The organism is Kitasatospora sp. NPDC093102 (assembly GCF_040683915.1).
In the GTDB taxonomy this organism is placed as follows: domain Bacteria; phylum Actinomycetota; class Actinomycetes; order Streptomycetales; family Streptomycetaceae; genus Kitasatospora.
Window position 1 is genome coordinate 156,229 of the sequence record NZ_JBFBFA010000004.1, and the last position, 23,939, is coordinate 180,167.

At 73.4% G+C, this 23,939-nt stretch carries 23 protein-coding genes; 11 read left to right on the plus strand and 12 right to left on the minus strand.

Annotated elements, in window-relative coordinates; all coding sequences use genetic code 11:
* Positions 1-12: 12 nt before the first annotated feature.
* Positions 13-1,299 (minus strand): MFS transporter, encoded by a 1,287-nt coding sequence (locus tag AB0O11_RS08395; protein WP_363383268.1) that lies wholly within the window; start codon positions 1,297-1,299, stop codon positions 13-15.
* A 468-nt stretch (positions 1,300-1,767) separates the two neighbouring features.
* Here AB0O11_RS08395 and AB0O11_RS08400 point away from each other — a divergent pair, with 468 nt between their 5' ends.
* The 3 genes from AB0O11_RS08400 (at position 1,768) to AB0O11_RS08410 (ending at position 4,008) form a co-directional block, all read left to right on the plus strand.
* On the plus strand, positions 1,768-1,944 hold the full coding sequence (locus AB0O11_RS08400; RefSeq protein WP_363383270.1) for a hypothetical protein: 177 nt from the start codon (positions 1,768-1,770) through the stop codon (positions 1,942-1,944).
* A gap of 34 nt (positions 1,945-1,978) precedes the next feature.
* Entirely contained in the window at positions 1,979-3,082 is a 1,104-nt protein-coding gene (locus AB0O11_RS08405; RefSeq protein ID WP_363383271.1) for an alkene reductase, read from the plus strand.
* 116 nt (positions 3,083-3,198) lie between these two features.
* Positions 3,199-4,008, plus strand: a complete 810-nt coding sequence (locus AB0O11_RS08410; RefSeq protein WP_363383272.1) for an AAC(3) family N-acetyltransferase — start codon at positions 3,199-3,201, stop codon at positions 4,006-4,008.
* Positions 4,009-4,065: 57 nt separating this feature from the next.
* Here the strand turns inward: AB0O11_RS08410 and AB0O11_RS08415 are convergent, their stop codons facing one another.
* The 5 genes from AB0O11_RS08415 to AB0O11_RS08435 form a co-directional block, all read right to left on the minus strand.
* Positions 4,066-5,601 (minus strand): M1 family metallopeptidase, encoded by a 1,536-nt coding sequence (locus tag AB0O11_RS08415; RefSeq protein ID WP_363383274.1) that lies wholly within the window; start codon positions 5,599-5,601, stop codon positions 4,066-4,068.
* A 164-nt stretch (positions 5,602-5,765) separates the two neighbouring features.
* Complete coding sequence (locus AB0O11_RS08420) at positions 5,766-7,292, minus strand: M1 family metallopeptidase (RefSeq protein WP_363383276.1); 1,527 nt, start codon at positions 7,290-7,292, stop codon at positions 5,766-5,768.
* A 161-nt stretch (positions 7,293-7,453) separates the two neighbouring features.
* Entirely contained in the window at positions 7,454-8,326 is an 873-nt protein-coding gene (locus tag AB0O11_RS08425) for a sulfurtransferase (protein WP_363383278.1), read from the minus strand.
* 242 nt (positions 8,327-8,568) lie between these two features.
* Entirely contained in the window at positions 8,569-8,895 is a 327-nt protein-coding gene (locus AB0O11_RS08430) for a hypothetical protein (protein WP_363383280.1), read from the minus strand.
* Between the two features lie 153 nt (positions 8,896-9,048).
* Complete coding sequence (locus AB0O11_RS08435) at positions 9,049-9,765, minus strand: polysaccharide deacetylase family protein (RefSeq protein ID WP_363383282.1); 717 nt, start codon at positions 9,763-9,765, stop codon at positions 9,049-9,051.
* Positions 9,766-10,091: 326 nt separating this feature from the next.
* On the opposite strand from AB0O11_RS08435, the gene AB0O11_RS08440 reads away from it, so the two are divergent.
* Positions 10,092-10,952, plus strand: coding sequence for an SAM-dependent methyltransferase (locus tag AB0O11_RS08440; protein WP_363383284.1), 861 nt, complete (start codon positions 10,092-10,094; stop codon positions 10,950-10,952).
* A gap of 69 nt (positions 10,953-11,021) precedes the next feature.
* Here AB0O11_RS08440 and AB0O11_RS08445 read toward each other — a convergent pair whose 3' ends face one another.
* Positions 11,022-11,897 carry a DNA-formamidopyrimidine glycosylase family protein gene (locus AB0O11_RS08445; RefSeq protein WP_363383286.1) on the minus strand — a complete coding sequence of 292 codons (876 nt, stop codon included), beginning with the start codon at positions 11,895-11,897 and terminating at the stop codon, positions 11,022-11,024.
* Between the two features lie 124 nt (positions 11,898-12,021).
* Between AB0O11_RS08445 and AB0O11_RS08450 the strand changes: the two genes are divergently transcribed.
* The 4 genes from AB0O11_RS08450 to AB0O11_RS08465 all read left to right on the plus strand — a co-directional run bounded on the left by AB0O11_RS08450 (position 12,022) and on the right by AB0O11_RS08465 (position 14,786).
* Complete coding sequence (locus tag AB0O11_RS08450; RefSeq protein WP_363383288.1) at positions 12,022-12,516, plus strand: SRPBCC family protein; 495 nt, start codon at positions 12,022-12,024, stop codon at positions 12,514-12,516.
* 98 nt (positions 12,517-12,614) lie between these two features.
* The gene (locus AB0O11_RS08455; RefSeq protein WP_363383290.1) at positions 12,615-13,274 is read left to right on the plus strand and encodes a hypothetical protein; all 660 of its coding nucleotides are present in this window, start codon (positions 12,615-12,617) and stop codon (positions 13,272-13,274) included.
* 103 nt (positions 13,275-13,377) lie between these two features.
* Positions 13,378-14,169 carry a thioredoxin domain-containing protein gene (locus AB0O11_RS08460; RefSeq protein ID WP_363383292.1) on the plus strand — a complete coding sequence of 264 codons (792 nt, stop codon included), beginning with the start codon at positions 13,378-13,380 and terminating at the stop codon, positions 14,167-14,169.
* Positions 14,166-14,786, plus strand: coding sequence for a vitamin K epoxide reductase family protein (locus AB0O11_RS08465; protein WP_363383293.1), 621 nt, complete (start codon positions 14,166-14,168; stop codon positions 14,784-14,786). The genes AB0O11_RS08460 and AB0O11_RS08465 overlap by 4 nt, the downstream gene beginning before the upstream one ends.
* 72 nt (positions 14,787-14,858) lie before the next feature.
* Here the strand turns inward: AB0O11_RS08465 and AB0O11_RS08470 are convergent, their stop codons facing one another.
* Genes AB0O11_RS08470 through AB0O11_RS08480 form a run of 3 tightly spaced genes read right to left on the minus strand, consistent with a single transcriptional unit; the run spans position 14,859 to position 17,782 of the window.
* Positions 14,859-15,842, minus strand: coding sequence for an adenosine deaminase (locus AB0O11_RS08470; protein ID WP_363383295.1), 984 nt, complete (start codon positions 15,840-15,842; stop codon positions 14,859-14,861).
* Between the two features lie 54 nt (positions 15,843-15,896).
* Positions 15,897-17,180 (minus strand): MFS transporter, encoded by a 1,284-nt coding sequence (locus AB0O11_RS08475; RefSeq protein WP_363383297.1) that lies wholly within the window; start codon positions 17,178-17,180, stop codon positions 15,897-15,899.
* Positions 17,177-17,782, minus strand: coding sequence for a winged helix-turn-helix domain-containing protein (locus AB0O11_RS08480; RefSeq protein WP_363383298.1), 606 nt, complete (start codon positions 17,780-17,782; stop codon positions 17,177-17,179). The genes AB0O11_RS08475 and AB0O11_RS08480 overlap by 4 nt, the downstream gene beginning before the upstream one ends.
* Positions 17,783-17,924: 142 nt before the next feature.
* Here AB0O11_RS08480 and AB0O11_RS08485 point away from each other — a divergent pair, with 142 nt between their 5' ends.
* Complete coding sequence (locus AB0O11_RS08485; RefSeq protein WP_051829638.1) at positions 17,925-18,206, plus strand: DUF6158 family protein; 282 nt, start codon at positions 17,925-17,927, stop codon at positions 18,204-18,206.
* Between the two features lie 121 nt (positions 18,207-18,327).
* Positions 18,328-19,716, plus strand: a complete 1,389-nt coding sequence (locus AB0O11_RS08490) for an NADP-dependent succinic semialdehyde dehydrogenase (protein WP_363383300.1) — start codon at positions 18,328-18,330, stop codon at positions 19,714-19,716.
* 185 nt (positions 19,717-19,901) lie between these two features.
* On the opposite strand, the gene AB0O11_RS08495 is transcribed toward AB0O11_RS08490, so the two are convergent.
* Positions 19,902-21,521 (minus strand): tryptophan halogenase family protein, encoded by a 1,620-nt coding sequence (locus tag AB0O11_RS08495; RefSeq protein WP_363383302.1) that lies wholly within the window; start codon positions 21,519-21,521, stop codon positions 19,902-19,904.
* A gap of 166 nt (positions 21,522-21,687) precedes the next feature.
* Here AB0O11_RS08495 and AB0O11_RS08500 point away from each other — a divergent pair, with 166 nt between their 5' ends.
* Positions 21,688-21,846 (plus strand): hypothetical protein, encoded by a 159-nt coding sequence (locus AB0O11_RS08500; RefSeq protein WP_363383304.1) that lies wholly within the window; start codon positions 21,688-21,690, stop codon positions 21,844-21,846.
* A 39-nt stretch (positions 21,847-21,885) separates the two neighbouring features.
* Here the strand turns inward: AB0O11_RS08500 and AB0O11_RS08505 are convergent, their stop codons facing one another.
* Positions 21,886-23,709 (minus strand): BTAD domain-containing putative transcriptional regulator, encoded by a 1,824-nt coding sequence (locus tag AB0O11_RS08505; RefSeq protein ID WP_363383306.1) that lies wholly within the window; start codon positions 23,707-23,709, stop codon positions 21,886-21,888.
* Positions 23,710-23,939 lie beyond the last annotated feature (230 nt).

Consider the following 23,939-nt stretch of genomic DNA (forward strand, 5'->3'; position numbering starts at 1 on the left):
TCTCCGACCGGTTCAACCCACCGAGGCCTCGACCGATCGCACCGGCTCGACCCCCGCGCCACCGGCCGCCCCGGCCAGCGCCTCCAGCCGCCGCAGGCTGGCCCGGCGCTGGAGCGCGCCGAGGCCGACCGTCGCCGCTCCGAGCCCCAGCCAGCCGACCGGCCCGGCCGCCATCACCACCCCCGTGAGCAGCAGCGGGCCCACCGACTTCTGCACCGACTGGGACATCCCGGCGACCCCCAGGTACGAGGCCCGGGCACCCGGCGGGGCCAGTACGACCGCCAGCTCCCAGGAGCTCACCGAGCGCAGCAGCTCCGCCAGGGTGACCAGCATGGCCGCGGCCAGCAGTGCGACCGAGGCCACGACCGGCCCGGCGCCGGTGGCGAGCGCGATCAGCAGGCAGCCACCCAGCACCGTCACCCCGTACCAGCGCACCGCTGCGGCCGCGCCGAGCGCGCCCTCCGCCCGGGCCGAGACCCGCAGTTGCAGCAGCACCACGAGCACCGTGTTGAGCACCAGGAAGACCGGGACGACCGCGTGCGGCGCGCCGGTGTGGTGGACCAGCCAGAGCGGCAGCCCGACGTTGAGGATCGAGTCGTCCAGGTTCAGCGGCATGTCCAGCAGGACGAACCGCAGGTAGCCGCGGTCCCGCCAGGGGCTCGGCACGGCGGAGGGCGACGCGGCGGGCTCTTCCCCGGCCTTCGCCGCGACCAGGCCGCGCCCGGACGGCTCCCGGGTCCGCCAGACCAGCACGGCGGCGAGCACGTAGGACAGCCCGTTGGCGAGGATCAGCGCCCGGTAGGCGGCCGTGGTCCCGATCGCGAGCCCGATCGCCGCGATGCCCGCACCGAGCGCGTACCCGGCGTTGGCCACACTGCGGAACAGCGCCTGGTAGGTCGCCCGCCGCTCGCCCGCCACCCGGGTCGCGAACAGCATCTCCAGTGTCTTGGCGGCGCGCTCGGCCAGGCAGATCAGGGCCACCACGGGCAGCAGCGCGGCGAAGTCGTCGACCACCAGCAGCAGCCCCATCGCGCCCAGTCGCAGCAGGTGGCAGCCGATCAGCAGCCACCGCACCGGGATCCGCTCGGCCGCCCGCCCGGCCAGCGGGGAGCCGGCGATCCCCGCCACCGCCCCCACCCCGAGCAGCAGCCCCAGCCGGCGTGCGTCCATCCCGCACACGTAGGTGAAGTAGAGCACCGAGGCCGCCGCCCACACCCCGGTGCCGGTCCGGTCGACGCACTGCGCCAGCAGCATGATCCGCGCGTCCCGCCCGCCCGGCGGCCGCCGCAGCTGCGCCATCAGTCCGTTCCCCCGCATGACAGGCCCCCGTCGTATGAGTGGTGTGAGTCGGTCGAGTCGCACGATCGCAATTAATCTCGACGTCAAGATACTTTATGTCAAGAGACTCGCGGAACCCCCGAACCGCCGGTAGCGCCCGGCCCCACGAAGGGCCGGGCGCTACCGGTGCGACGACGAGCGGGAGTCCCCGCCCGGTACGACAGCTGCCGCCGGCCGACGCGCCGCGCCACGACATCGCCACCGCGGCGCCGCCGGACCCGCGGCTGCGACTGCCCGTCCTGCTCACCGCAGTGGAGCAGCTGCTGCGCCTGCACGGCTCGCTGCACACCCGACTGCTGCCGGACGACAGCGGCGGCCTCCGCCAAGTCGTCGACGGCGAAGGCACCTTGGGCCCTGGACACCCTGCGGTCCGCCGAGGCGCCGAGCCTGGCCACGACGGCGGACCCGGCCGCACTCCCGCGCCCCGCGATGGGACGATTCCCCTACGGCATCGAGGAGTTGATCCCCACCGAGGCCGACACGGACGCCGACGCGACCACCGGCACGGACACCGGAACGGCCACCGACAGGGACACCGACGCGAAGGCGGACACCGCGACCGCCGCCGGGGCCAGGAGCGGACCCGGGACCGCCGAACACGCTTGAACCTGACACCGGTGTCAAGTTCTACCGTACCGGCATGACCACGACCACCACCGCATCCCTGCTCACCCCGTACCGCCTCGGCCGGCTCGACCTGCCGAACCGCGTCGCCATGGCCCCGATGACGCGGTACCGGGCCGCCGTGGACGGTACGCCACTGCCCGTCGTCGCCGAGTACTACGCCCAGCGCGCGAGTGCCGGCCTGATCGTCACCGAGGGCATCTGGCCCAGCCGGCAGGGCCAGTCCGGCTGGCGCCTGCCCGGCCTGGAGACGCCCGCGCACGCGGCCGGCTGGCGCGCGGTGACCGAGGCCGTGCACGCCGCCGGCGGGCGGATCGCCGCCCAGCTGATGCACGGCGGGCGCCAGGGACACCCCCTCAACCGGCTGCTCGGCGACGTCCCGGCCGGCCCGTCCGCCGTCCCCGCCCCGGGCCCGGTGCACGTCAAGGACGGCGGCAAGGCAGAGGCCGTCACCCCGCGCGCCATGACCCGCGAGGAGATCCGCCGCACCATCGCCGACCACGTCGACTCCGCCCGGCTGGCCCTCGCCTCCGGCTTCGACGCCGTCGAACTGCACGGCGCCAACTCCTACCTGATCCACCAGTTCCTGGCCGACAACACCAACCTGCGCACCGACGAGTACGGCCCCCGCACCCTCGCCGACCGCCTGCGCTTCCCGATCGAACTGGTCACCGCCGTCGCCGAGGCCATCGGCCCCGATCGCCTCGGCCTGCGCCTGTCCCCCGGCAACCCGCAGTTCGGCATGTACGAGGCCGACCCCGCCCCGGTCTACCGCGCGCTGCTCGCCGAACTCGACGGCCTCGGCCTGGCCTATCTCCACCTCACCGACAACGACGACTACCCGGCCCTGGCCGACCTGCGCCCGCGCTGGTCCGGGCCGCTGATCGGCAACGTCGGCGAGAACCGCGCCGCCACCGACCGCGAGCGCGGCGAGGCGGTGCTGACCGCCGGCCTGGCCGACCTGGTCTCCTACGGCCGCGCCTTCATCGCCAACCCCGACCTGCCCGAGCGGCTCGCCGCGAACGCCCCGCTCACCCCCGTCGACCCCACCCACCTCTACGGCCAGGAGGCCACCGGCTACACCGACTACCCGCGACTGCGGCCGGCCGCCCGGCCGTGAAACGGCCGGCGAGTCGGCGCAGGGGGCCCCCGTCCTGACCGACTGTCAGCGCCACCCGCTATGGTCGGCCCGGAACGATCCCAGTACGAACAGCACCACCGCCACCAGGGGGCACCATGACCGCACCGGGCACCGGCCCGCTCACCACCACCGACCTCGTGGAGGGCTGGCGCCGGGTGGGCGTCCGGGAGGGCATGGCGCTGATCGTGCACTCCTCGCTCTCCAGCCTCGGCCGGGTCGAGGGCGGCGCGGCAGCCGTGGTGGCCAGCCTGCGCGAGGCGGTCGGGCCCGGCGGCACCGTCGCCGCTCCCGCCTTCACCTCCGACACGGTCCGCGACCCGGCCCCCGGGCACAGCGGCCCGCCCAGCCCCGAGGTCGCCGAACTCCGGGCCGCCGTCCCGCTGTTCAACCCCGGGCTCCCCTCCGCCACGGGCGCGGTGGCGGAGGCACTGCGCGCCCTGCCGGAGAGCCTGCGCAGTGCCCACCCGCAGGTCTCGGTCGCCGCTGTCGGCGCGCACGCCCGGGAGGTCACCGCCCGGCGCTCGCTCGGCTTCGCCGTCGGCCGGGAGTCGCCGTTCGGCGCGCTGCACGACCTCGGCGGGTACGTGCTGCTGGTCGGCGTCGGCCACAACCGCAACACCTTCCTGCACTACGCCGAGACCTTCGCACCCAACCGCCGGCTCAAGCTCCGCCGGTTCCCGATGGCGATCCAGGGCGAGCGGGTCTGGATCGAGGCGCCGGACGTGGGGGACGACAACGACACCCACTTCCCGGTCGTGGGGCGGGAGTTCGAGGAGCAGGCGGGCATCCGCGAGGTCCTGGTCGGCGACGCGCCCTGCCGGCTGGTCCCGGTCCGCGAACTCATACCCTTCGCTGTCCGCCGCCTCACCGAACTGCTGGCGGCGGACGGCCCGGGCACGGCATGAGCCGGGCCGGCGGTTCCCGCCGTACACGCGGAACCGCCGACCCGTCCCCGCATGCCGTCAGTGTCGGGCTTCGTGCACCGAGCTGGTCTCCTGGATCTTCTTCCAGGACTTCGGCTCGGCCGGCAGCTGCCCCTCGGCCCGGCCGGCGTCCGCGCCCGGCGCCAGCGAGGCCGCGGCCGCGGTGCCCGGCGGCACCGGCCCGACGGCGGGCTTGCTCGGGGTGAACAGCCAGGTGTTCAGCAGGTCGCCGAGCTTCTGGCCCGACACCTTCTCCGCGTACGCCTGGAACTCCGGGATGGTGGCGTTACCGTAACGGCGCTCGGTGGGCCAGCCCTTGAGGATCCGGAAGAACTTCTCGTCCCCGACGGCGTTGCGCAACGCCTGGATCGCCACCGCGCCACGGTAGTACACCGCACCGGAGAACTGGTTCTCCTCTCCCGGGTCGCCCGGCTTGACGGTCCAGAACGGGTCGTCGGCCGGGCGCGAGGCGTAGATGTAGTCGGCCAACTCCTGGGCGGTGCCCTCGTTCTCGTGCTCGGACCAGAGGAACTGGGAGTACTCGGCGAAGCCTTCGTTCAGCCAGATGTCGCTCCACCGGGAGAGCGAGACGCTGTCCCCGTACCACTGGTGGGCCAACTCGTGGACGACCACCTGGGTGTTGGAACCCCGGGCGAACAGCCCGGGACCGTAGGAGACCCGGGTCTGGGTCTCCAGTGCGCCACTGGACTGGGTGTTGGCGACGTAGCCGCCGACGGAGCTGAACGGGTACTCGCCGAAGTAGCCGCTCAGCCAGTCCACCAGCTCGCCGGTGCGCTCGACGCTCGCCCGGGCCGCGGCCGCGTTCTCCCCGAGGTCCTTGCTGTACGCGTTGTAGACCGGCAGCCCGCTCGCCGTGGTGTCCTGGCTCACGTCGAACTTGCCGATCGCCAGGGTCGCCAGGTACGTCGCCTGCGGCTTGTTCTCGCGCCAGCTGTAGCGGGTCCAGCCGGCCTGTGAGGTGGTGCCGGTCAGCACGCCGTTGCTGATCACCTGGTTGCCGTCCGGCACGAGGACCGAGACGTCGAAGGTCGCCTTGTCGCTCGGGTGGTCGTTGCTCGGGAACCACCACCCGGCCGACACCGGCTCACCGGCCACCACCGCACCGTCCGGGGTGCGGCGCCAGGCGGTGTAGCCACCGTACTTCTGCACGGTGGACGGCACGTCCTTGTAGCGCACCACCACGGTGGCCTGGCTGCCCTTGGCCAGCGGCCGGGCGGGGGTGATCTCCAGCTCCTGATCGCCACTGGTGGCGAAGGTCGCGATCCGGCCGTTGACCCGGACTTCGGAGACGTTCAGCGCGAAGTCGAGGTTGAACCGGGAGAGGTCCTGGGTCGCCGTGGCGAGAATGGTCGTGGTGCCCTCCAGCTCGTCGGTGGCGGGCTGGTACTTCAGCCGGATGTCGTAGTGCGAGACGCGGTACCCGCCGTTGCCGAGGGTCGGGTAGTACGGGTCCCCGAGCCCGTCCGCGCCGGGCTGGAAGCCGGAAGCCGAAGCGGGGACGGCCAGGAACAGGCTCAGGGCACTGGCAGCAGAGACGATCAGTCTCTTGCGCACGTGGTCCTCCAGGGATCACAGGAACGATGGGGTTGAACCGATCCTTGTCCCGGCAGCCCCTCGCCCACTCCCCGATCGTGAGTTCTTCATGAGAAGAAACGCGCCGAAATGACGGCTCCGCAGCGGTGCCGCGAAGCCGTCACGTCGAACGGCCCGATCTGTCGTCAGTTTCGGGCTTCATGCACCGAGTTGGTCTCCTGGATCTTCTTCCAGGACTTCGGCTCCACCGGCAGCTGCCCCTCGGCCCGGTCCGCGCCCGGCGCGAGCGAGGCCGCGGCTGCGGTGCCCGGCGGCACCGGCCCGACGGCCGGCTTGCTCGGGGTGAACAGCCAGGTGTTCAGCACGTCGCCGAGCTTCTTCCCGGAGACCTTCTCCGCGTACGCCTGGAACTCCGGGATGGTGGCGTTACCGTAACGGCGCTCGGTGGGCCAGCCCTTGAGGATCCGGAAGAACTTCTCGTCACCGACGGCGTTGCGCAGCGCCTGGACGGCCACCGCGCCGCGCTCGTACACGGGGCTGGAGAACTGGTCGTCCGGCCCCGGGTCGCCCGGCTTGATGGTCCAGAACGGGTCGTCGGCCGGATGCGAGGCGTAGACGTAGTCGGCCAGCTCCTGCGCGGTGCCCTCGTTCTCGTGCTCGGACCAGAGGAACTGGGAGTACCGGGCGAAGCCCTCGTTCAGCCAGATGTCGCTCCAGCGGGAGAGCGAGACGCTGTCCCCGTACCACTGGTGGGCCAGCTCGTGCACGACCACCGAGGTGTTGGCGCCCTTGGCGAACTGCCGGGGGCTGTAGAAGATCCGGGTCTGGGTCTCCAGGGCGTAGCCGGTCGGGACGTTGGGGACGTAGCCGCCGACCGAGCTGAACGGGTACTCGCCGAAGTAGCCGCTCAGCCAGTCCACCAGCTCGCCGGTGCGCTCGACGCTCGCCCGGGCCGCGTCGGCGTTGTCGCCGAGGTCCTTGCTGTACGCGTTGTAGACCGGCAGCCCGCTCGCCGTGGTGTCCCGGGTCACGTCGAACTTGCCGATCGCGAGCGTGGCCAGGTACGTCGCCTGCGGCTTGTTCTCGCGCCAGCTGTAGCGGGTCCAGCCGGCCTGTGAGGTGGTACCGGTCAGCACGCCGTTGCTGATCGCCTGGGTGCCGTCCGGCACCAGCACCGAGACGTCGTAGGTGGCCTTGTCGCTCGGGTGGTCGTTGCTCGGGAACCACCACCAGGCCGCCTCGGGCTCGTTCGCGGCGATCCCGCCGTCCGGCGTGCGGTGCCAGCTGGTGAAGCCGTACTTCTTCACGGTGGACGGCACGCCCTTGTAACGCACCACCACGGTGGCCTGGGCGCCCTTGGCCAGCGGCCGGGCGGGGGTGATCTCCAGCTCCTGCTCCCCGCTGGTGGCGAACTTCGCGACCCGGCCGTTGACCCGGACCTCGGAGACGTTCAGCGCGAAGTCGAGGTTGAACCGGGAGAGGTCCTGGGTCGCCGTGGCGAGAATGGTCGCGGTGCCCTCCAGCTCGTCGGTGGCGGGCTGGTACTTCAGCCGGATGTCGTAGTGCGAGACGCGGTACCCGCCGTTGCCGTAGGTCGGATAGTACGGATCTCCGACCCCGGCCGCGCCGGGCTGGAAGTCGGAAGCCGAGGCGGGGACGGCCAGGAACAGGCTCAGGGCACTGGCAGCAGAGACGATCAGTCTCTTGCGCACGTGGTCCTCCAGGGATCACAGGATCGATTGGGTCGAATCGATCCTTGTCCCGGCAGCCCCTCGCCCACTCCCCGATCGTGAGATGTTCATGAGAAGAAACGCGCCGAAATGGCGGCTCCGCAGCGGTGCCGCGGAACCGCCTCACCCGCCCCACCCGTCACTCACGTCCCGAGCGCCACGGGCGCCCGCACCAGCGAGCCGTACTCCGTCCACGAGCCGTCGTAGTTCTTCACGTGCGGGTAGCCGAGCAGTTCGGTGAGCGCGAACCAGGTGTGCGCGGACCGCTCGCCGATCCGGCAGTACGCGATCACCTCGCGCTCCGACTCCACGCCCCGCCCCCCGTACAGCGCCCGCAGCTCCTCCGCCGAGCGGAACGACCCGTCGTCGTTGGCCGCCTGCGACCAGGGGATGTTGACCGCGCCCGGAATGTGCCCGGGCACCTGCGCCTGCTCCTGCGGCAGGTGCGGGGGCGCGATCAGCTCGCCCCGGAACTCGGCCGGTGAGCGGACGTCCACCAGCACCGCGTCCGCCCCGGGCTTGGCGAACACCTCGGCCTTGGCCAGGACCTCGTCCCGCAGCGCCCGCAGCTCCGGCCGCTCGGGCCCGCGGAGCCGGTAGTCGGTGTGCTGGTAGTCCATCACCTCGTGGGTGAGCTCCCGCTCCTCCAGCTCCCACTTCTTGCGCCCGCCGTCCAGCAGCCGCACCGGCCCGAAGCCGCGCAGCCGCAACAGCCAGTAGGCGTAGGCGGCGAACCAGTTGTTGTTGCCGCCGTAGAGGACCACGGTGGTGTCGTCCTCGACCCCGGCCGCCCGCAGCAGGTGCTGGACGCCGTCGCGGTCGATGTAGTCCCGGCCGACCTGGCTGTGCAGGTCGGTGGTCCAGTTCCAGCCGACCGCGCCGGGGATGTGGTCCCGGTCGTAGGCCTGCGTGTCCTCGTCCACATCGACGACCCGGACCGTCCCGTCGTCCAGGTGGTGGGCCAGCCATTCGGTGTGGACCAACGCCTCGGGGTGCGCGTAGCCGTTGCCGGTCATCCCAGGCCCTCCTTCGCTCTGCCCAGGCTGCGGCGCCCGGCCACGGGCACAGCGGGCCGCACGACGAGGGCAGCGCGTACGGGCACGGTGAGGCGCCGGCGACCGGGCCGGACAGTTCGAACCTACGCCGCCCGTCCGGCCCGGGCCACCCCTGGCAGCCCCCGCCCGGCTGACGGGCCCGGTCAGCCGGGCGGCGGCCCCGGCCCGTGGCCCGACCGTCCGGATCCGCGGTGACCGTCCGCTCAGGAGAAGACGACGGAGCGCAGCTTCAGCCGGTCGCCGAGCTTCTTGCCGGGGTTCATGACGTAGAACACGTCGCCCGAGCAGCCGAAGTCCAGGAAGACCGTGGCCGTGGACCGGGTGAAGTTCTCCGGCGCGAAGCCCGGCGCCTCCTCGGTCGTCCACGGCAGGTCGATGCACGTGCCGCTCCGCGGGTCGGCCAGGCCGGTGAGGACGCCGGGGCCGACCTTGTAGAGGAAGTCACCCTCCGCGGCGTTGGCGGAGAACGGAACGGCGAGGACGAGGGCGACGGCGCTGGCGGCAGCGAGCACGGCGTTGCGGAGACGCATGAGTGAGGGCCTTTCAGGTGGTACTCGGCGGTACCCGGTTTATTGGTGCGAAATCACCCTAGAGGCCCAAAATCCGCAGAAACGGTTCTCCCAATCCACCCTTTCGGGTGGTTTAAGCACTAGAGCCGCGACCTGCCGCCCAGTGGAACCCCCTCAGTTCGGCGGAGCCGTGAAGTAGTACCCCGAGTCGACGAGCACCGGCAGGTACGCCTTCAGCGCGGCCACCGTCTGCGACCGGTCCCCACCGCCGTCGTGATTGAGCACGATCGACCCGGGCCGGACGTTCTTGAGGACCCGGTCGATGATCGCCGGGGTCCCCGGCCTGGCCCAGTCCCGCGGGTCCACCGACCAGGCCATGTTCCGCATCCCGAGGTCGGCGGCCACCTTGAGCGAGACCTCGGACCAGTCCCCGCCCGGCGCGCGGAACCAGGTGGGCTGCCGGCCCGCGGTCCGTTGCAGCAGGTCGGAGGTCCGCTCCAGCTCGTCCCGCACCTTGTCCTCGGACAGGTGCCGCAGGTCCGGGTGGGTCCAGGTGTGGTTGGCGATGTGATGGCCGCGGTCCGCGATCTCCCGCACCAGGGCGGGGTGCTCGGCCGCGTTCTCGCCGATCAGGAAGAACGTCGCCCTGATCCCGTACTGCTCGAACAGCGCCAGCACGGCCGGTGTGTGACGGGGGTCCGGGCCGTCGTCGATGGTGAGCGCCACCACCCGCCGCCCCGAGCCCAGGTCGTACACCGGCTTGCCCTCCGCCTCGGTGAGCACCCGGTGCACGGGCGCCTCGCTCGGCACGATGGCCGACGGGGTGGCGGCCGACGAGGCGGCGGACGGCGAGACGGCGGGCGGGGAGACGGCATCGGTCGCCCCCGCCACGGCGCGACGCTCCCCGCCGCTCCAGGGGCTCTGGCATCCGGCAGCCGTTCCCAAAAGGGACATTCCGGCCGCGACCAGCAGCAGCCTGCGTGAAGTAATCTGATGATCTGACAGCATTGTGGATGCATCCCCTGGCCGTCACCGCCGCTCCCGGGGGCAACTCCGACGGACCCGATCACCACTCCGACGGCCCAAGAGCCATCGGTCGCACACCCCGCTTCCGGAGCTCTTCCACGGATCTTCCCCGACCGGACGCTCCACCTCCCCCCGGGGCCGCTACGCTGTGCCTTCCCCAGTGTGATGATCTGCCATCAGAGGACGTGGCCATGACGACAAGTCAGGACTCCCCCGACCAGGGCCAGCAGGGCGACGGCTCCACCGAGCTCAGCCAGTGGGAACGCTTCGGCGTCGACACCACCGCCCCGCACTCTGCGCGTGTGTACGACTACTGGCTGGGAGGGAAGACCAACTTCCCGCCGGACCGCGCCATGGGGCAGGCCATCGAGCAGGCCGTGCCGAGCGTCAAGGAGATGGCCAAGGCCAACCGCGCGTTCCAGGGCCGGGCCGTGCGCTACCTGGCCCAGGAGCACGGCATCCGCCAGTTCCTCGACCTCGGCACCGGCATCCCGACCTCGCCGAACACCCACGAGATCGCCGAGGCCGTCAGCCCCGGGACCCGGGTGGTCTACGTCGACAACGACCCGATCGTGCTCGCCCACGCCCGCGCGCTGATGGTCTCCAGCCCGGCCAGCCGCACCACCTACATCCACGCCGACCTGCGCAAGCCCGAGGAGCTGTTCGCCGACCCGGCGCTCACCTCCACCCTCGACCTCACCCAGCCGGTCGGCCTGCTGATGATCGCCGTGCTGATGCTGATCGCCGACGCGGACGACCCGTGGGGCCGGGTCGCCGCACTGCGCGACGCCCTGCCGACCGGCAGCTGCATCGCGCTGACCACCCCCACCCCGGACTTCGACCCGGAGGCCGTCGGCAAGGTCGCCGAGGCCGCCCGGGCCGGCGGGATGACCCTGGTGCCGCGCAGCTACGACGACGTGGTCCGGTTCTTCGACGGCTGGGAGCTGGTCGAGCCGGGCGTCGCCCCGGTGCTGGCCTGGCGCCCGGACGGCGAGCCGCCGGCCGACCCGAAGGCCGCGTACTACTGGGGCGGCGTCGCGATCAAGCGCTGACACCGTCAAGCGCTGACACCGTCGAGCGCCGGGTGGGGCGGCCGCGGGCCGTCCCACCCGGCGAAGGCGTCACTTCAGCAGCCGCGACAGCCGCCGGTCCGCCAGCGGCTTGCCGCCGGTCTGGCAGGTCGGGCAGTACTGGAACGAGGAGTCCGCGAAGGACACCTCGCGGATGGTGTCCCCGCACACCGGGCAGGGCTGACCGGTCCGGCCGTGCACCCGCAGCCCGAGCTTCTTCTCCGCCTTCAGCTCCCCCGCCGTCAGCCCGCGCGCATGCTCCACCGCCTCGCGCAGCGTGCCGCCGAGCGCCTCGTACAGCCGGGCCACCTCGCCCTCGGTCAGGCTCGCGGCCGACTTGTACGGCGACATCCGGGCCGCGTGCAGCACCTCGTCCGAGTAGGCGTTGCCCACCCCCGCCAGCACGCTCTGGTCCCGCAGCACGCCCTTGATCCGGCGCCGGTCGTCGCGCAGCAGGGCGGCGAAGTCCGCCAGGGTGAAGGCCGGGTCCAGCGGGTCCGGACCGAGCCGGGCCACGCCCGGCACCTCCGCCGGGTCCCGCACCAGGTGGACCGCGAGCCCCTTCTTCGAACCGGCCTCGGTGAGGTCGAAGCCGTCCCCCGCCTCGCCTTCCAGCCGCAGCCGCAGCCGCAGCGCCAGCGGGTTGCGCGGACTCAACCGCGGCGGCTCGGCGGGCAGGCTGTCCTTCCAGCGCAGCCAGCCGGCCCGGGCCAGGTGGACCACCAGGTGCAGCCCCTCGGCCTCGATGTCCAGGAACTTGCCGCGCCTGGTCACCGGACCGACCGTCCGCCCCTCCAGTGCCGTCACCGGAGGGTCGTACGTCTTCAGCGCGCTGATCGCCACCGGCTGCACCCGGGCGATCACGCGCCCGGTCAGCCGCTCGGACAGGAAGGCGCTCAGCGCCTCGACCTCGGGCAGCTCCGGCATGCGCCCAGTCTCCCCCGGCCCACCGCCGACCGCGCGGGCTCGCCCCACCGCCCCGCCCTCACCCGCCGCTTTGCCCGTCCCCGCCCCGAGGCGCAGTCTGGAACGGAGGGAGGTGCCGCGCCCCATGAGCACCCTTGAGGAACAGATCGACATCGCCGTCCCGGTCCTCGCCGCCTGGGAGCAGCTGCACCGGGTGCACGAGTATCCGCAGTTCGTCGAAGGCGTCCACAGCGCCCACCCGCACGGCCGGAACCTCGCGCACCTCGGGGTGGAGATCGACGGGGCCGAGCGCTCGGTCGACGCCGAGATCATTGACCGCGGCCGGGGCCGGGTGATGGCCTGGCGGACCCTGGACGTCCTCCGGCTGCACGGCGCCTTCGCGCTGCTGCCGCTCGACGCCCGGCACACCCGGGTGCAGATCCGGGTGGAGTACGACCCGGAGGCGGTGCACCGGGAGCTCGGCGGGCCGCGCGGTTTCGCCCTGGCCGGGGCGATCGAGCGGGCGGTGCGCGAGGACCTGGACCATTTCCGGGAGCTGGTGGAGGCGCGGGTGAACGCCGCCGACGGTCACCCCGACGCACCCGACGCCGCCCCGCCGGCCTCCGGCGGGGCGGCGTAAGTTCCGCATAAGCCCAGCTCAGCGCGGGTGGTGAGGCACTTCACAGCTCGCCGCCCGGCAGACCGTTCCAGTTTCAACCTGTGGCAGACTCGGGTCCCATGGACATCGGCCCGGTCACCAGGACGCTCCGCGCGGCGGTCTTCGCCGCGCTGGTCGTCCTGCTCGCCGGGCTCGGCCAGGTGCTCGTCACCGGCCGCGCGCTGCCGGTCGGCCCGATGCTGCTGGCCTGGGCCGCCGTCTTCGCGGTGGCCTTCGCGCCGGCCGGCCGCGAGCGCGGCTACCCGGCGGTCGCGGCGGTGTTCCTGCCGCTGGAGCTGGCCGCCGGCGCGCTGTTCGACCTCGCGCAGAGCACCTGTCCGTCGCTGCCGCCCGGCGCCGGGCACGGCCTCCAGCCGCTGCTGTGCGGCGGCGGCTCGCTCGGCGGCTTCCTGCTCGGCCACGGTGTCTCCCCGCAGACCGGCGTGCTGCTGCTCCTGCTGCTGCACACGGTGATCGCGCTGGCCGGCGCCTACTGGCTGCACCGCGCGGACGCCGCGCTGCGCTGCCTGGCCGGGACCGTCCGGATGCTGGGCGAGTTCCTGCACCGCCACCTGCCCGCCGCCGCCCGCTGGCTGCGGCTGCTCGTCGCTCCGCTGCCGGCCCGTCCGCCGGCGCGGGTGCCGTTCCCCCGGGCCAGCCGGGCGCTGGTCCCTGCCGAGGACGTCGTCGTCCGCCCGGCCGTCCGGCGCGGTCCGCCGGTGTTCGCCCTGGCCGCCTGAGCCCGCAGGCCTCCCGCCCGCTCAGCCGGCTGTCTCTCCCCTCGCACAGGCCCCGCCCGGCCGCGCGTCTCCCCGTACGCCCGAGAGCACAGGACGACACCCCATGAGCAACACCCGCAAGACCGACAAGAAGACCTCCGCCACCGAGCGCATGCGCGTCGCCCGCGCCCAGGCCGAGCGCTCCGACCGGATCCGCCGCCGGGTGGTGGTCGGCGGCGCCTCCGTCGCCGTGCTCGCCCTCGCGGCGGGCGTGGCCTTCGCCGTCGGCGGCTCCTCCGGCTCCGGTTCGAACGCCGCGAACGGCCCGCTGGTCGTCCCGGCCAACGCGAGCGGCACCGACGGCACCGTGATCACCTACGGCAGGGCCGACGCCCCGCACACCCTGGAGGTCTACGAGGACTTCCGCTGCCCGTTCTGCGAGCAGCTGGAGACCACCACCGGCAAGGCGATCCAGCAGCTCGCCGACGACGGCACGTACAAGGTCGAGTACCACCTGGCGACGTTCCTGGACAACAACCTCGGCGGCAAGGGCTCGCGCACCGCGCTGGCCGCGGCCGGCGCCGCGCTGAACGAGGGCGTGGACAAGTTCAAGGCGTTCCACGACGTGCTGTACGCCAACCAGCCGGACGAGCGCAGCGACGCCTTCGGCGACGTCAACCACATCCTGGACCTGGCCGGCCAGGTACCCGGCCTGAAGACCGACGGCTTCGTCAAGGCCGTCCAGGACGGCACCTACGCGCCGTGGGCGGCCAAGGTCAACGAGGAGTTCAACAAGAGCGACGTCACCGGCACCCCGACCGTCAAGCTGGACGGCAAGAAGCTGGACGTCCTGACCAACGGCAAGGCCGTCGCGCCCGAGCAGTTCACCGCGATGGTCAAGCAGGTGACCGGATGACGGCCGGCTCCCCCGCCGCACGGCCCGCCTACGGCGCGAGCCGCCCGTTCGCCTGGCTGCTGCTGATCGGCGGCGCGGTCGGCCTGTTCGCCTCGACGGTCCTCACCCTGGACAAGATCCGGCTGCTGAAGGACCCGTCCTACGTCCCCAACTGCAACATCAACCCGATCATCAGCTGCGGTTCGATCATGCGCAGCGAGCAGGCCGAGGCCTTCGGCTTCCCCAACTCCCTGATCGGGCTGGTCGCCTTCGGGGTCGTCGTCGCGGTCGGCGCCGGGCTGCTCTCCGGGGCGGCGTACCGGCGCTGGTTCTGGCTCGGCCTGCAGGCCGGAACGGTGTTCGGGGCCGGCTTCGTGACCTGGCTGATGTACCAGGCGCTGTACCGGATCGGCGCGCTCTGCCCGTACTGCATGGTGGTGTGGGCCGCGGTGATCCCGCTGTTCTGGTACACCACGCTGCACAACCTGCGCACGGGCGTGATCCCGGTGGGCCCGCGGCTGCGGGCGGTCGTCCGGGAGGCGGCCCGCTACCACTGGGTCGTCCCGGCCCTGTGGTACGCGGTGATCGCGCTGCTGGTCCTCAACCGGTTCTGGTACTACTGGAGCACCCTGATCTGACCCCCGTCCCGCCGCCCTCCCGTTCCGACGGGGAAGGGCGGCGGGCCGCCACGGCAGGCGTATCCGGCCCGGTCAGAAGGTGAACTCCTCGACCTCCGCCAGGAGTTCGGCCCGCCGCCGGTCGTCGATGAACGAGGCGCGGAAGGAGTTCGCGGCCAGCCGGCGCAGGGTCTCCTGGTCGAGGGCGAGGGCCTCGCTCACCGCGCGGAAGTTGTCCTCCACGTAGCCGCCGAAGTACGCCGGGTCGTCGGAGTTGACGGTGACCAGCAGGCCGGCCTCCAGCATCTCGCGCAGCGGGTGGTCGGCGAGGGTGTCGATGCAGCGCAACCGGACGTTGGAGAGCGGGCAGAGGGTCAGCGGGATCTGCTCGCGCACCAGGCGGGCGACCAGCTCGCCGTCCTCCAGGCAGCGCAGCCCGTGGTCGATCCGCTCGACGCCGAGGACGTCCAGCGCCTCGGTGATGTACGCGGCCGGGCCCTCCTCGCCCGCGTGGGCGACCCGGCGCAGCCCGGCCTCGGCGGCCCGGCGGTACACCTCGCGGAACTTCACCGGCGGGTGGCCGACCTCCGCGGAGTCCAGGCCGATGCCGGCGATCCGGTCGAAGTACGGGCGGGCGGCCTCGAAGGTCTCCAGCGCGGACTCGGCGGACTCGTCCCGCAGGAAGCACATGATCAGCTGGGTGCTGATGCCGTACCGCTCCTCGCTGCGCTCCAGCGCCCTGGTCAGCCCGTCCACCACCACGGCCAGCGGCACTCCGCGCGCGGTGTGCGCCTGCGGGTCGAAGAAGATCTCCGCGTGCCGCACGCCCTGCTCGGCGGCGCGGGCCAGGTAGGCGTCGGCGAGGTCGGCGAAGTCGTCCTCGGTGCGCAGCACGGCCATCAGCGCGTAGTAGAGGTCCAGGAAGGACTGGAGGTCGCTGAAGGAGTACGCCTCGCGCAGCGCCTCGGTGTCGGCGTACGGCAGCTCGACACCGTTGCGGGCGGCGAGCTCGAAGGCGAGCTCGGGCTCCAGGGTGCCTTCGATGTGCAGGTGGAGTTCGGCCTTGGGAAGCGGCATGTGCGATCTGTCCAGCGGTAGCGGGTGGACCCGGAGGTAACGGAATGATCCATCCTATGAGCTGCTGCCCACCGGGGGCCCGGTGGGCAGCTCCCGGAGGGTCCGCAGCGGGGAGAGCAGCGGCAGCGCCCCGGCCAGTACGAGCAGACCGGACATCACCCACATGGTGGCGCGCAGCCCGATCGTCTCGCCCAGCATGCCGCCGGCCAGGGCGCCGAGCGGGATGGTCGCCTGGACCGCGAACATCGAGCCGGCCGCCACCCGGGTGAGCAGCTCGGGCGGGGTGTAGGACTGCCGGAAGCTCCCGAGCACCACGTTGACGAACACCACCGCCGCGATGACCGTGAGCGATCCGAGGAGGTGGAGCGCCGTCCCGGGGCCCGGCCCGGCCAGCGGCATCAGCAGTCCGAACGGCACGGCGGTGAGCAGCACGATCCGTACCGCGCGCGCCGTCCCGAGCCGGTGACAGAGCGGGCGGGCCGCCAGCGCACCGAGCACGCCGCCGACCGCGGCGGCGGAGGCGAGCCCGCCGACCCAGCCGGGGGCGATCCCGGCCTCCCGGACCAGGAACAGCGCCAGGATCGACTGGTAGCCGATGAGCGCGAAGTTCGCGGCCGCGCCGAAGCACAGGAAGGCGCGCAGGTACGGGTCGCGCAGCAGGAAGGACAGCCCTTCCCGGACCTGCCCGAGCAGGTCCGCCCGCTGGGGCACGGCCGGCTCCGGCCCGGACCGGATCCGCAGCAGGGTGCCGGCCGCGACCAGGAAGCTCACCGCGTCGACGAGCAATCCGGCCGCCGCACCCAGCAGTTGGATGGTCAGCCCGGCCAGCCCGCGCCCGAGGACCTCGGCCGCCGAGCCGCTGCCCTGGAGCTTGGCGTTGCCCTCGACCAGGTCCTCCGGCGCCACCAGCTCGGGCAGGTACGCCTGGTAGGCGGCACCGAAGAACACCGAGGCCACCCCGCTCAGGAAGGCCACGGCCAGCAGCTGCGCCAGGGTGAGCGCCCCGAACCAGCCCGCCACCGGCACGCTCGCGAACAGCGCGGCCGAAACCAGGTTGCAGACGATCATCACGGCCCGCCGGGGCAGCCGGCCGACCCACACCCCGGCCGGCAGGCCGAACACCAGCGAGGGCAGCCAGACCGCGCCGGTCAGCAGGCCGGAGGCGAGCGGCCCGGCGTCCAGCACGAGCACCGCGACCAGCGGCAGGGCGACGGAGGTGACGCTGCTGCCCAGCTTGCTGGCGGCCTCCCCGGCCCACAGCAGCCGGAAGTCCCGCTGGGCGAACAGGCCCCAGCGTGACCGGACTTCGGGATCCCGGGCAACCGGAACGGCGGTCACGGCCGGGCCGGGACGCTGTGCGAGAAGGCGAGCACGGTCTCCCGCTCCCGCCCGTCCTCCGGCACCGGCCGGTCCGTCCACTTCTGGATCACCGCGTGCAGGTCCGCGGCCAGTTCCCGGGCCTCCTCCGGGGTGAGCCGCAGCCAGGCCTGGGTGGCGATCGAGCAGCCGTCCCGCCACTCGGGGGCGTAGCTGCTGCGCCGCGCCCCCCACTCGCGGACCAGCTCGGCCTGGCGCTCCAGCAGGATCGAGCCGGCCGCGTCCGCGACGGCCTCGGTGACCGGGTCGCCGTCGAAGTCGGCCCTGGTCCAGCTGAGTTCCTTGTCGGCGAGCCGCCACCAGCGTTCGCGCCGGTCCCGGGCGAGTTCGGGTGCCTCGGCGATCAGTCCGCTCTCGGCCAGCACCTTCAGGTGGTGGCTGACGTTGCCGACCGCCTGTCCGGTGCGCTCCGCGAGCTGCCCGACCGTCGCCGGGCCGTCCACCTTGAGCAGGTCGAGCAGGCGGCGGCGCAGGGGGTGGGTGAGGGAGGCGAGCACCCGGGAGTCGGAGATCTCCCGGGAGCCGCGCGGTTCGTCCGTCGTCTCGGTCGTCTTCTCGGTCATGCCGGGAGAGTATCAACAAGAGCTCTTGTACGACAGCTCTTTTACAATTTCTCTTGTGGATTCACGGTACGGGCGAAGGGGTGCACCGGCGGCGGCCGACGGGCACCCTGTAGGAGGGGACTTCCGCCGAGGAGGCACCGAGATGCGGCACGCCGACGACCCGCACATCCGGCCCGCGGGCATCTCCCCGCACGCCCTGGGCAACGACACGCTCCTGCACGAGCTGGAGCAGCTGCACCGCACGCGCCACGAGACCTTCCTCTACGGCTCCGAGGACGCGCTGAAGCGGCACACGCTGCGCACCGGGGAGCTGGAGGCCGAGTACCTGCACCGCTTCCCCAACCGGCAGGTCACCGCCGCACGGACCAGGGCCGGGGCCCGGGCCCGGGAGGCGGCGGCCCGGGTGGAGTCGCTGCCGGAGTGACCGGAGCCGACCGCCCGCCCGCCGGGACACGCCGGGCGCGCGGTGGCGTGCCCGGAGCCGGGTGGTCGGGGAGGGTGTGAGGGCAGACGCACCGGACCCCGACCCCATCTGGGAGCCCCCCATGCCCATCGCCAGCGTCAACCCCGCGACCGGCGAGACCGTCAAGACCTTCGAACCTCTCGACACGACCGGTGTCGAGCAGCGGCTGGCCCGCGCCGAGGCCGCCTTCCAGAGCTATCGCGGCACCTCCTTCGCCGCCCGCGCCGAACTGATGCGGCGCGCCGCCGACCTGCTGGACCAGGACCAGGAGGCGGTCGCCCGCACCATGACCGAGGAGATGGGCAAGCCGCTCGCGGCCGCCCGCGCCGAGGCCGCCAAGTGCGCGAAGGCGATGCGCTGGTACGCGGACAACGCCGAGGCGCTGCTCGCCGACGAGCACCCCGCCCCGGCCGACGTCACCGACTCCGGCGCCGCCCACGCCTACGTCCGGTACCGCCCGCTCGGCCCGGTGCTGGCCGTGATGCCGTGGAACTTCCCGCTCTGGCAGGTCATCCGGTTCGCCGCGCCGGCCCTGATGGCGGGCAACGTCGGTCTGCTCAAGCACGCGTCCAACGTGCCGCGCACCGCGCTGGCGATCGAGGAGCTGTTCCAGCGGGCCGGTTTCCCGGAGGGCTGTTTCCAGACCCTGCTGATCGGCTCGGGCGCGGTCGAGGGCGTGATCCGGGACCGCCGGGTCGCCGCCGTCACCCTCACCGGCAGCGAGCCGGCCGGGCGGGCGGTCGCGGCCACCGCGGCGGACGAGGTGAAGAAGGCCGTCCTGGAGCTGGGCGGCAGCGACCCGTTCGTCGTGCTGCCGAGCGCCGACCTGGACGCCGCGGTGCGCACCGCCGTCCGGGCCCGGGTGCAGAACAACGGCCAGTCCTGCATCGCCGCCAAGCGCTTCATCGTGCACACCGACGTGTACGACCGCTTCACCACGGCCTTCGCCGACGCGATGCGCGCGCTGAGGGTCGGCGACCCGATGGACGAGGGCACCGACGTCGGCCCGCTGGCCAGCCGGCAGGGCCGGGACGACCTGGAGGAGCTGGTCGAGGACGCCCGCACCCGCGGCGCCCGGGTGGAGTGCGGCGGCGGGCGCCCGGAAGGCTGGGACACCGGCTGGTTCTACGAGCCGACGGTGCTGACCGGCATCACCCCGGCGATGCGGATCCACCAGGAGGAGACCTTCGGCCCGGTCGCCACCGTCTACCGGGTGGCCGACCTGGACGAGGCGGTGGCGGTCGCCAACGACACCCCGTTCGGGCTCAGCGCCAACGTCTGGACCACCGACGAGGCGGAGCGGGAACGCTTCGTCCGGGACATCCAGGCCGGCGGGGTGTTCTTCAACGGGATGACGGCCTCCCACCCGGCGCTGCCGTTCGGCGGCGTCAAGCGCTCCGGGTTCGGGCGGGAGCTGTCCGGGCACGGGATCCGGGAGTTCTGCAACGTCACCACGGTGTGGATCGGCTGAGCCTTCCCGGACCCCGACTCATCCCGGCCGGGTCAGGACGCCATCCGGTGCCGGCCCGGCCCGGGTGTCATCCAGCGGGCGATCACGCCGAACATCGCGATGACCGTCGGGCCCAGAAGACCGCCTTCGGCACCAGCAGCAGGCTCACGCCCGGATCCGCCCGGATCGGCGACAGCGCGCAGCGCTCAGCCCCTGGGGCGCGGGCGACCGGCGACCGACCAGCCGTGCAGGTGGCGCAGGTAGTCGTGGGCGTCCGGCAGGGTGTCCACCAGGTTCCGCTGCTGACGCTCGATCCGGTCGAACAGCGGCTCGGCACCGCGCACCGACTCCGGCCGGTGGGCCAGCGCGGGCAGCGGGGCGTCCGGCTCCACGCCGAGCCCGGCCAGCACGGCGCAGTAGCCGGCGTTGGACCAGAGCCGACCCGGTTCGGGGGCGCCGCCGCCGCAGTACGGCCGCTCTTCGGCCGGCGGGGCGCCCAGCGGCAGCCCGGCCCGGTAGGCGACGGTCTTGGCGCGCAGGCTCGCCGGGACGTCGATCTCCCGGTGGGCGCGCCAGAACGGGGTGTCGGTGCGCGGCGCGCAGGCGTAATGCGCCTGGACGAAGTCCCGGGCCTCGTCGAACTCGGCGGCCACCGCGCGGTTGAAACCGTCCAGCAGGGCCGGGGTGAAGGCACCCGCCGGGAAGTGGCGCACCAACTGCTGGAGCGCGCTGACGACGAAGTGCAGCGCGGTCGGCTCCAGCGGGTCCAGCAGGCCCGCGCTCGCACCGATGCCGACGCAGTTGCGCACCCAGGCGCGGCGGGTGCGCCCGGCCCGGAAGACCGTCTCGGCGACCTCGGCGCGGTCCGGGTCCAGGCCCCAGAGGCGGCACAGCTGCTCGGTGGCGGTGTCGGCGTCGGCGAAGGCGCCGGCGTAGACGTAGCTGGACTCGAACCGGCCGAGCAGCGGGACCTTCCCGGCCCAGCCGGACGGCATCGCGATCACCGTGCGGTACGGTTCGATGCCGAGCGCGTAGTCGTCGTGCGGCAGCCGAACGGTCACCGCGCGGTCGCACGGCTGGTCGCCGAGGTCGAGGTAGGGCTCGGCCATCGCCTGGCGCAGCAACCGGGCGCGCGGACCGGAGCAGTCGACGAAGAGGTCGCCGCTCAGCGCCTCGCCGGCGGTGGTGTGCAGCGTCTCCAGGTAGCCGTTGGCGTCCAGGTCGACCCGGGCCAGGGTGCCCGGCACCCTGAGCACGCCCAGCTCGGTGGTGGCGTGGCGGCGCAGGAAGTCGGTCAGCCGGGCCCGGTCGAGGTGCCAGCCGTAATGGGTGGCCCGGCTGCCGTCCATCCAGCGCGGGGAGCGCCGGGCGTCCAGCAGCGGGGGCTCCCGGAAGCAGGCGTGGTCGAAGGGCACGGCGGTGACGCCGTGCTGGTGACGGTTGAACCAGTAGTGCGAGAGCGGGAGCCGGTCGTGCTCGGGCAGCGGCCCGTACGGGAGGTAGAAGGCGTCGGGGCCGCCCTGCGGCAACTGCCGGGCGTCCGGGCGTCCGGCGCCGGGAGTGCGCCAGTTGACGAACCGCACGGCCGTCCCGAAGGAGGCGTCGCACGCGCGCATCCAGTCGTCCTCGGCGATGCCGAGCGGGCCGAAGAAGGAGTCGTGCAGGGCCGGCAGGGCCGCCTCGATCCCGGCGTCGCCGGCCGTCTCGGGCTCCTCCAGGACGGTCACCGACACGGTGCCCTGCAGCGCCGCTCTGAGATGGGCCGCCGTCATCCAGCCGGCCGGGCCTCCGCCCAGCACCACCACGCTCGCGATCCGGGCCTCCATCGCCGTTCCCCTCCGCTCCTCGACCGTCGGCCCAGCGTGCGGGGGCGGGCTATGGCGCAGCCATATCGCGGGACGCCCGCCGGAATATACGGAATTCATAGCTCGGGGGCCGAAGCTCGGAGCGGCGGACCGAAAGCACCGCCACAACCGGCCCCGGGAGGACGCCATGGAACAGAACACCGCCCCGACCGAGCTCCGCGTGGCGGAGCAGAACGGCGCGGGAATCCCCGACGGCCCGGACCGGGAGTTCCGGGAACAGCCGGAGCGGTACGAGCCGGCCGCCGGGCGCGGCCTGGACTTCGGGCACGCCGGCGGCTGCGGCTGACCGGAAGACCACGGCACCGGACCGTGGCGCGGCCGGGGATCAGCCGGCCAGCGCCCTGATCCGTTCCGGGACCGCCCCGACGATGTCGCCGATCGGCAGTTCGGCAGCGAACAGCCGGACCAGCGACGTCAGTTGGAACACCGGGCGGGGCTCCGCCGAGACGGCCAGCAGCCGGGCCTCGGCCAGGGCGTCGAGCAGGTCCGCGGCCGTCGGTTCGCCGATCCCGAGCAGGGCCGCCGCCCCGCGCGCCGTGAAGGTGCTGGCGCTGGCCCGGGCCAGCAGGTGCAGCACGATCCGGGCGGCCGGGGGGAGGGCGCGGTGGCCGGGGCGCAGGCTCTCCCGGACGTCCAGGTCGCCGAGCCGCAGTTCGTCCAGCCGCCGGTCGGGCGGTTCGAGCCGGTCGGCGAGGGCGGCGGGCGACCAGTGCGGGTGGGTGGCCAGCCGGGCCGCGCTGATCCGCAGCGCGAGCGGCAGCCGGTCGCACAGTTCGACGATCCGGGCAGCCGAGGCCGGGTCGGCGGCCACCCGCTCTCGACCGGCGACGGTGGCGAGCAACTGGTAGGCGTCCGGGAACTCCAGCGGGCCGAGCTGAAGCGCACGGCTGCCCTCGACCGCAGCCAGCGGACTGCGGCTGGTGACCAGGGTGCGGCAGGGCCCGTCGCCGGGCAGCAGTGGGCGGACCTGCCGTTCGTCGGCCGCGTCGTCCAGCACCAGAAGCAGCCGCCGGCCGGCCAGCCGGCTGCGGAACAGCTGGACGCGCTCGTCCAGGCCGTCCGGGATCTCCCGGGGGTGGGCGCCGAGCGCGCGCAGGAACGAGCCCAGCACCTCTGTCGGGTCGCGGGGGCGGGCCTGCCGGGCGCGCAGGTCCGCGTACAGCTGGCCGTCCGGGAAGTCGGAGCGGGCCGACCGGGCGGCGCGGACGGCGAGCGCGGACTTGCCCACCCCGGCCGGGCCGGTGACCACGGTGACCGGGCCGGGTGCCGGGTCGGGCCGCAACCGGGCGCGCAGCAGGGCGAGTTCGTCCGCACGCCCGGTGAAGTCCGGGTCGGCTGCGGGCAGCGTCGCGGGGGGCAGGCCGGTCCAGAGGGTGACCGGCGCGGACTCGACGGCGGCGGGCGCAGCGGCCGGGGCGGACAGTTCGCCGTGCAGAACGGCCCGGTGCAGGGCCCGCAGGCCGGGGCCCGGGTCGACGCCCAGTTCCTCGACGAGCAGCCGGCGGCCGTGCTGGTAGACGCCGAGCGCGTCCGCCTGCCGGCCGCAGCGGTGCAGGGCGGTCATCAGCTGGCCGCGCAGCTTCTCGCGGACCGGATGCTCGGCGACCAGGCTGGTCAGTTCGGCCACCAGGGCGTCGTGCCGGCCGAGTTCGAGCTCGGCGTCGATCCGGTGCTCCAGGGCGGTCAGCCGCAGCTCCTCCAGCCGGGGCAGTTCACGGCCGGTCAGGTGCTCGGTGGTGCCGGCCAGCGGGGTGCCGCGCCAGTGTGCGAGGGCGGCGCACAGCAGTTCGGCCGCGCGGCGGGGCCGGCCGGCGGCGAGTTCGGCGCGGCCCTGCTCGGCGGCGCGCTCGAAGGCGTGCAGGTCGAAGGTGGCCGTGCCGAGGTCCAGCCGGTAGCCGGGGGGGCGGCGGACCAGGGCGACCTCCGGGCCGAGCCGACCGCGGAGCCGGGAGACGTAGGTGTACAGCTGGGCGTTGCGGGTGGCCGGCGGGTCGCAGCCCCAGAGCAGCGTGCTGAGCCGTTCGTCCGGCAGCAGCCGGCCCTCGGCGAGCAGCAGGGCGGCCAGCACGGTGCGCTGCTTCGCGCCGTCCAGCGGCACCTCCCGGCCGCCGTCCAGCACGTCCACCGGGCCGAGAATCCGTAACTCCATGCCGTCTCCCCTCCCCGGGCGCCGCCGAGCGCCGAGCGGGCCGCGCGGCAACCACCGGTTGCCTCCCTCCGGCCGCGGCCGCGGCGCGTTCGAGCGGCGTTCATCGCCGACGTGTTCGTTGGTAACAGAATCGCATCGGACACGACAAGAAATGCTTCAGGAAGCTGCCACCGGAATCAGGCCCGGGTGCCGGCCCGAAACCCCCGGGGACAGCTAGGGGACAGCATCGT

Bases quoted from the DNA above. Each gene is read 5' to 3' on its own strand.
- AB0O11_RS08395 (WP_363383268.1), bottom strand. From the start codon at position 1,299: ATGGCGCAGCTGCGGCGGCCGCCGGGCGGGCGGGACGCGCGGATCATG.
- AB0O11_RS08400 (WP_363383270.1), top strand. From the start codon at position 1,768: ATGGGACGATTCCCCTACGGCATCGAGGAGTTGATCCCCACCGAGGCC.
- AB0O11_RS08405 (WP_363383271.1), top strand. From the start codon at position 1,979: ATGACCACGACCACCACCGCATCCCTGCTCACCCCGTACCGCCTCGGC.
- AB0O11_RS08410 (WP_363383272.1), top strand. From the start codon at position 3,199: ATGACCGCACCGGGCACCGGCCCGCTCACCACCACCGACCTCGTGGAG.
- AB0O11_RS08425 (WP_363383278.1), bottom strand. From the start codon at position 8,326: ATGACCGGCAACGGCTACGCGCACCCCGAGGCGTTGGTCCACACCGAA.
- AB0O11_RS08430 (WP_363383280.1), bottom strand. From the start codon at position 8,895: ATGCGTCTCCGCAACGCCGTGCTCGCTGCCGCCAGCGCCGTCGCCCTC.
- AB0O11_RS08440 (WP_363383284.1), top strand. From the start codon at position 10,092: ATGACGACAAGTCAGGACTCCCCCGACCAGGGCCAGCAGGGCGACGGC.
- AB0O11_RS08445 (WP_363383286.1), bottom strand. From the start codon at position 11,897: ATGCCGGAGCTGCCCGAGGTCGAGGCGCTGAGCGCCTTCCTGTCCGAG.
- AB0O11_RS08450 (WP_363383288.1), top strand. From the start codon at position 12,022: ATGAGCACCCTTGAGGAACAGATCGACATCGCCGTCCCGGTCCTCGCC.
- AB0O11_RS08455 (WP_363383290.1), top strand. From the start codon at position 12,615: ATGGACATCGGCCCGGTCACCAGGACGCTCCGCGCGGCGGTCTTCGCC.
- AB0O11_RS08460 (WP_363383292.1), top strand. From the start codon at position 13,378: ATGAGCAACACCCGCAAGACCGACAAGAAGACCTCCGCCACCGAGCGC.
- AB0O11_RS08465 (WP_363383293.1), top strand. From the start codon at position 14,166: ATGACGGCCGGCTCCCCCGCCGCACGGCCCGCCTACGGCGCGAGCCGC.
- AB0O11_RS08470 (WP_363383295.1), bottom strand. From the start codon at position 15,842: ATGCCGCTTCCCAAGGCCGAACTCCACCTGCACATCGAAGGCACCCTG.
- AB0O11_RS08480 (WP_363383298.1), bottom strand. From the start codon at position 17,782: ATGACCGAGAAGACGACCGAGACGACGGACGAACCGCGCGGCTCCCGG.
- AB0O11_RS08485 (WP_051829638.1), top strand. From the start codon at position 17,925: ATGCGGCACGCCGACGACCCGCACATCCGGCCCGCGGGCATCTCCCCG.
- AB0O11_RS08490 (WP_363383300.1), top strand. From the start codon at position 18,328: ATGCCCATCGCCAGCGTCAACCCCGCGACCGGCGAGACCGTCAAGACC.
- AB0O11_RS08495 (WP_363383302.1), bottom strand. From the start codon at position 21,521: ATGGAGGCCCGGATCGCGAGCGTGGTGGTGCTGGGCGGAGGCCCGGCC.
- AB0O11_RS08500 (WP_363383304.1), top strand. From the start codon at position 21,688: ATGGAACAGAACACCGCCCCGACCGAGCTCCGCGTGGCGGAGCAGAAC.
- AB0O11_RS08505 (WP_363383306.1), bottom strand. From the start codon at position 23,709: ATGGAGTTACGGATTCTCGGCCCGGTGGACGTGCTGGACGGCGGCCGG.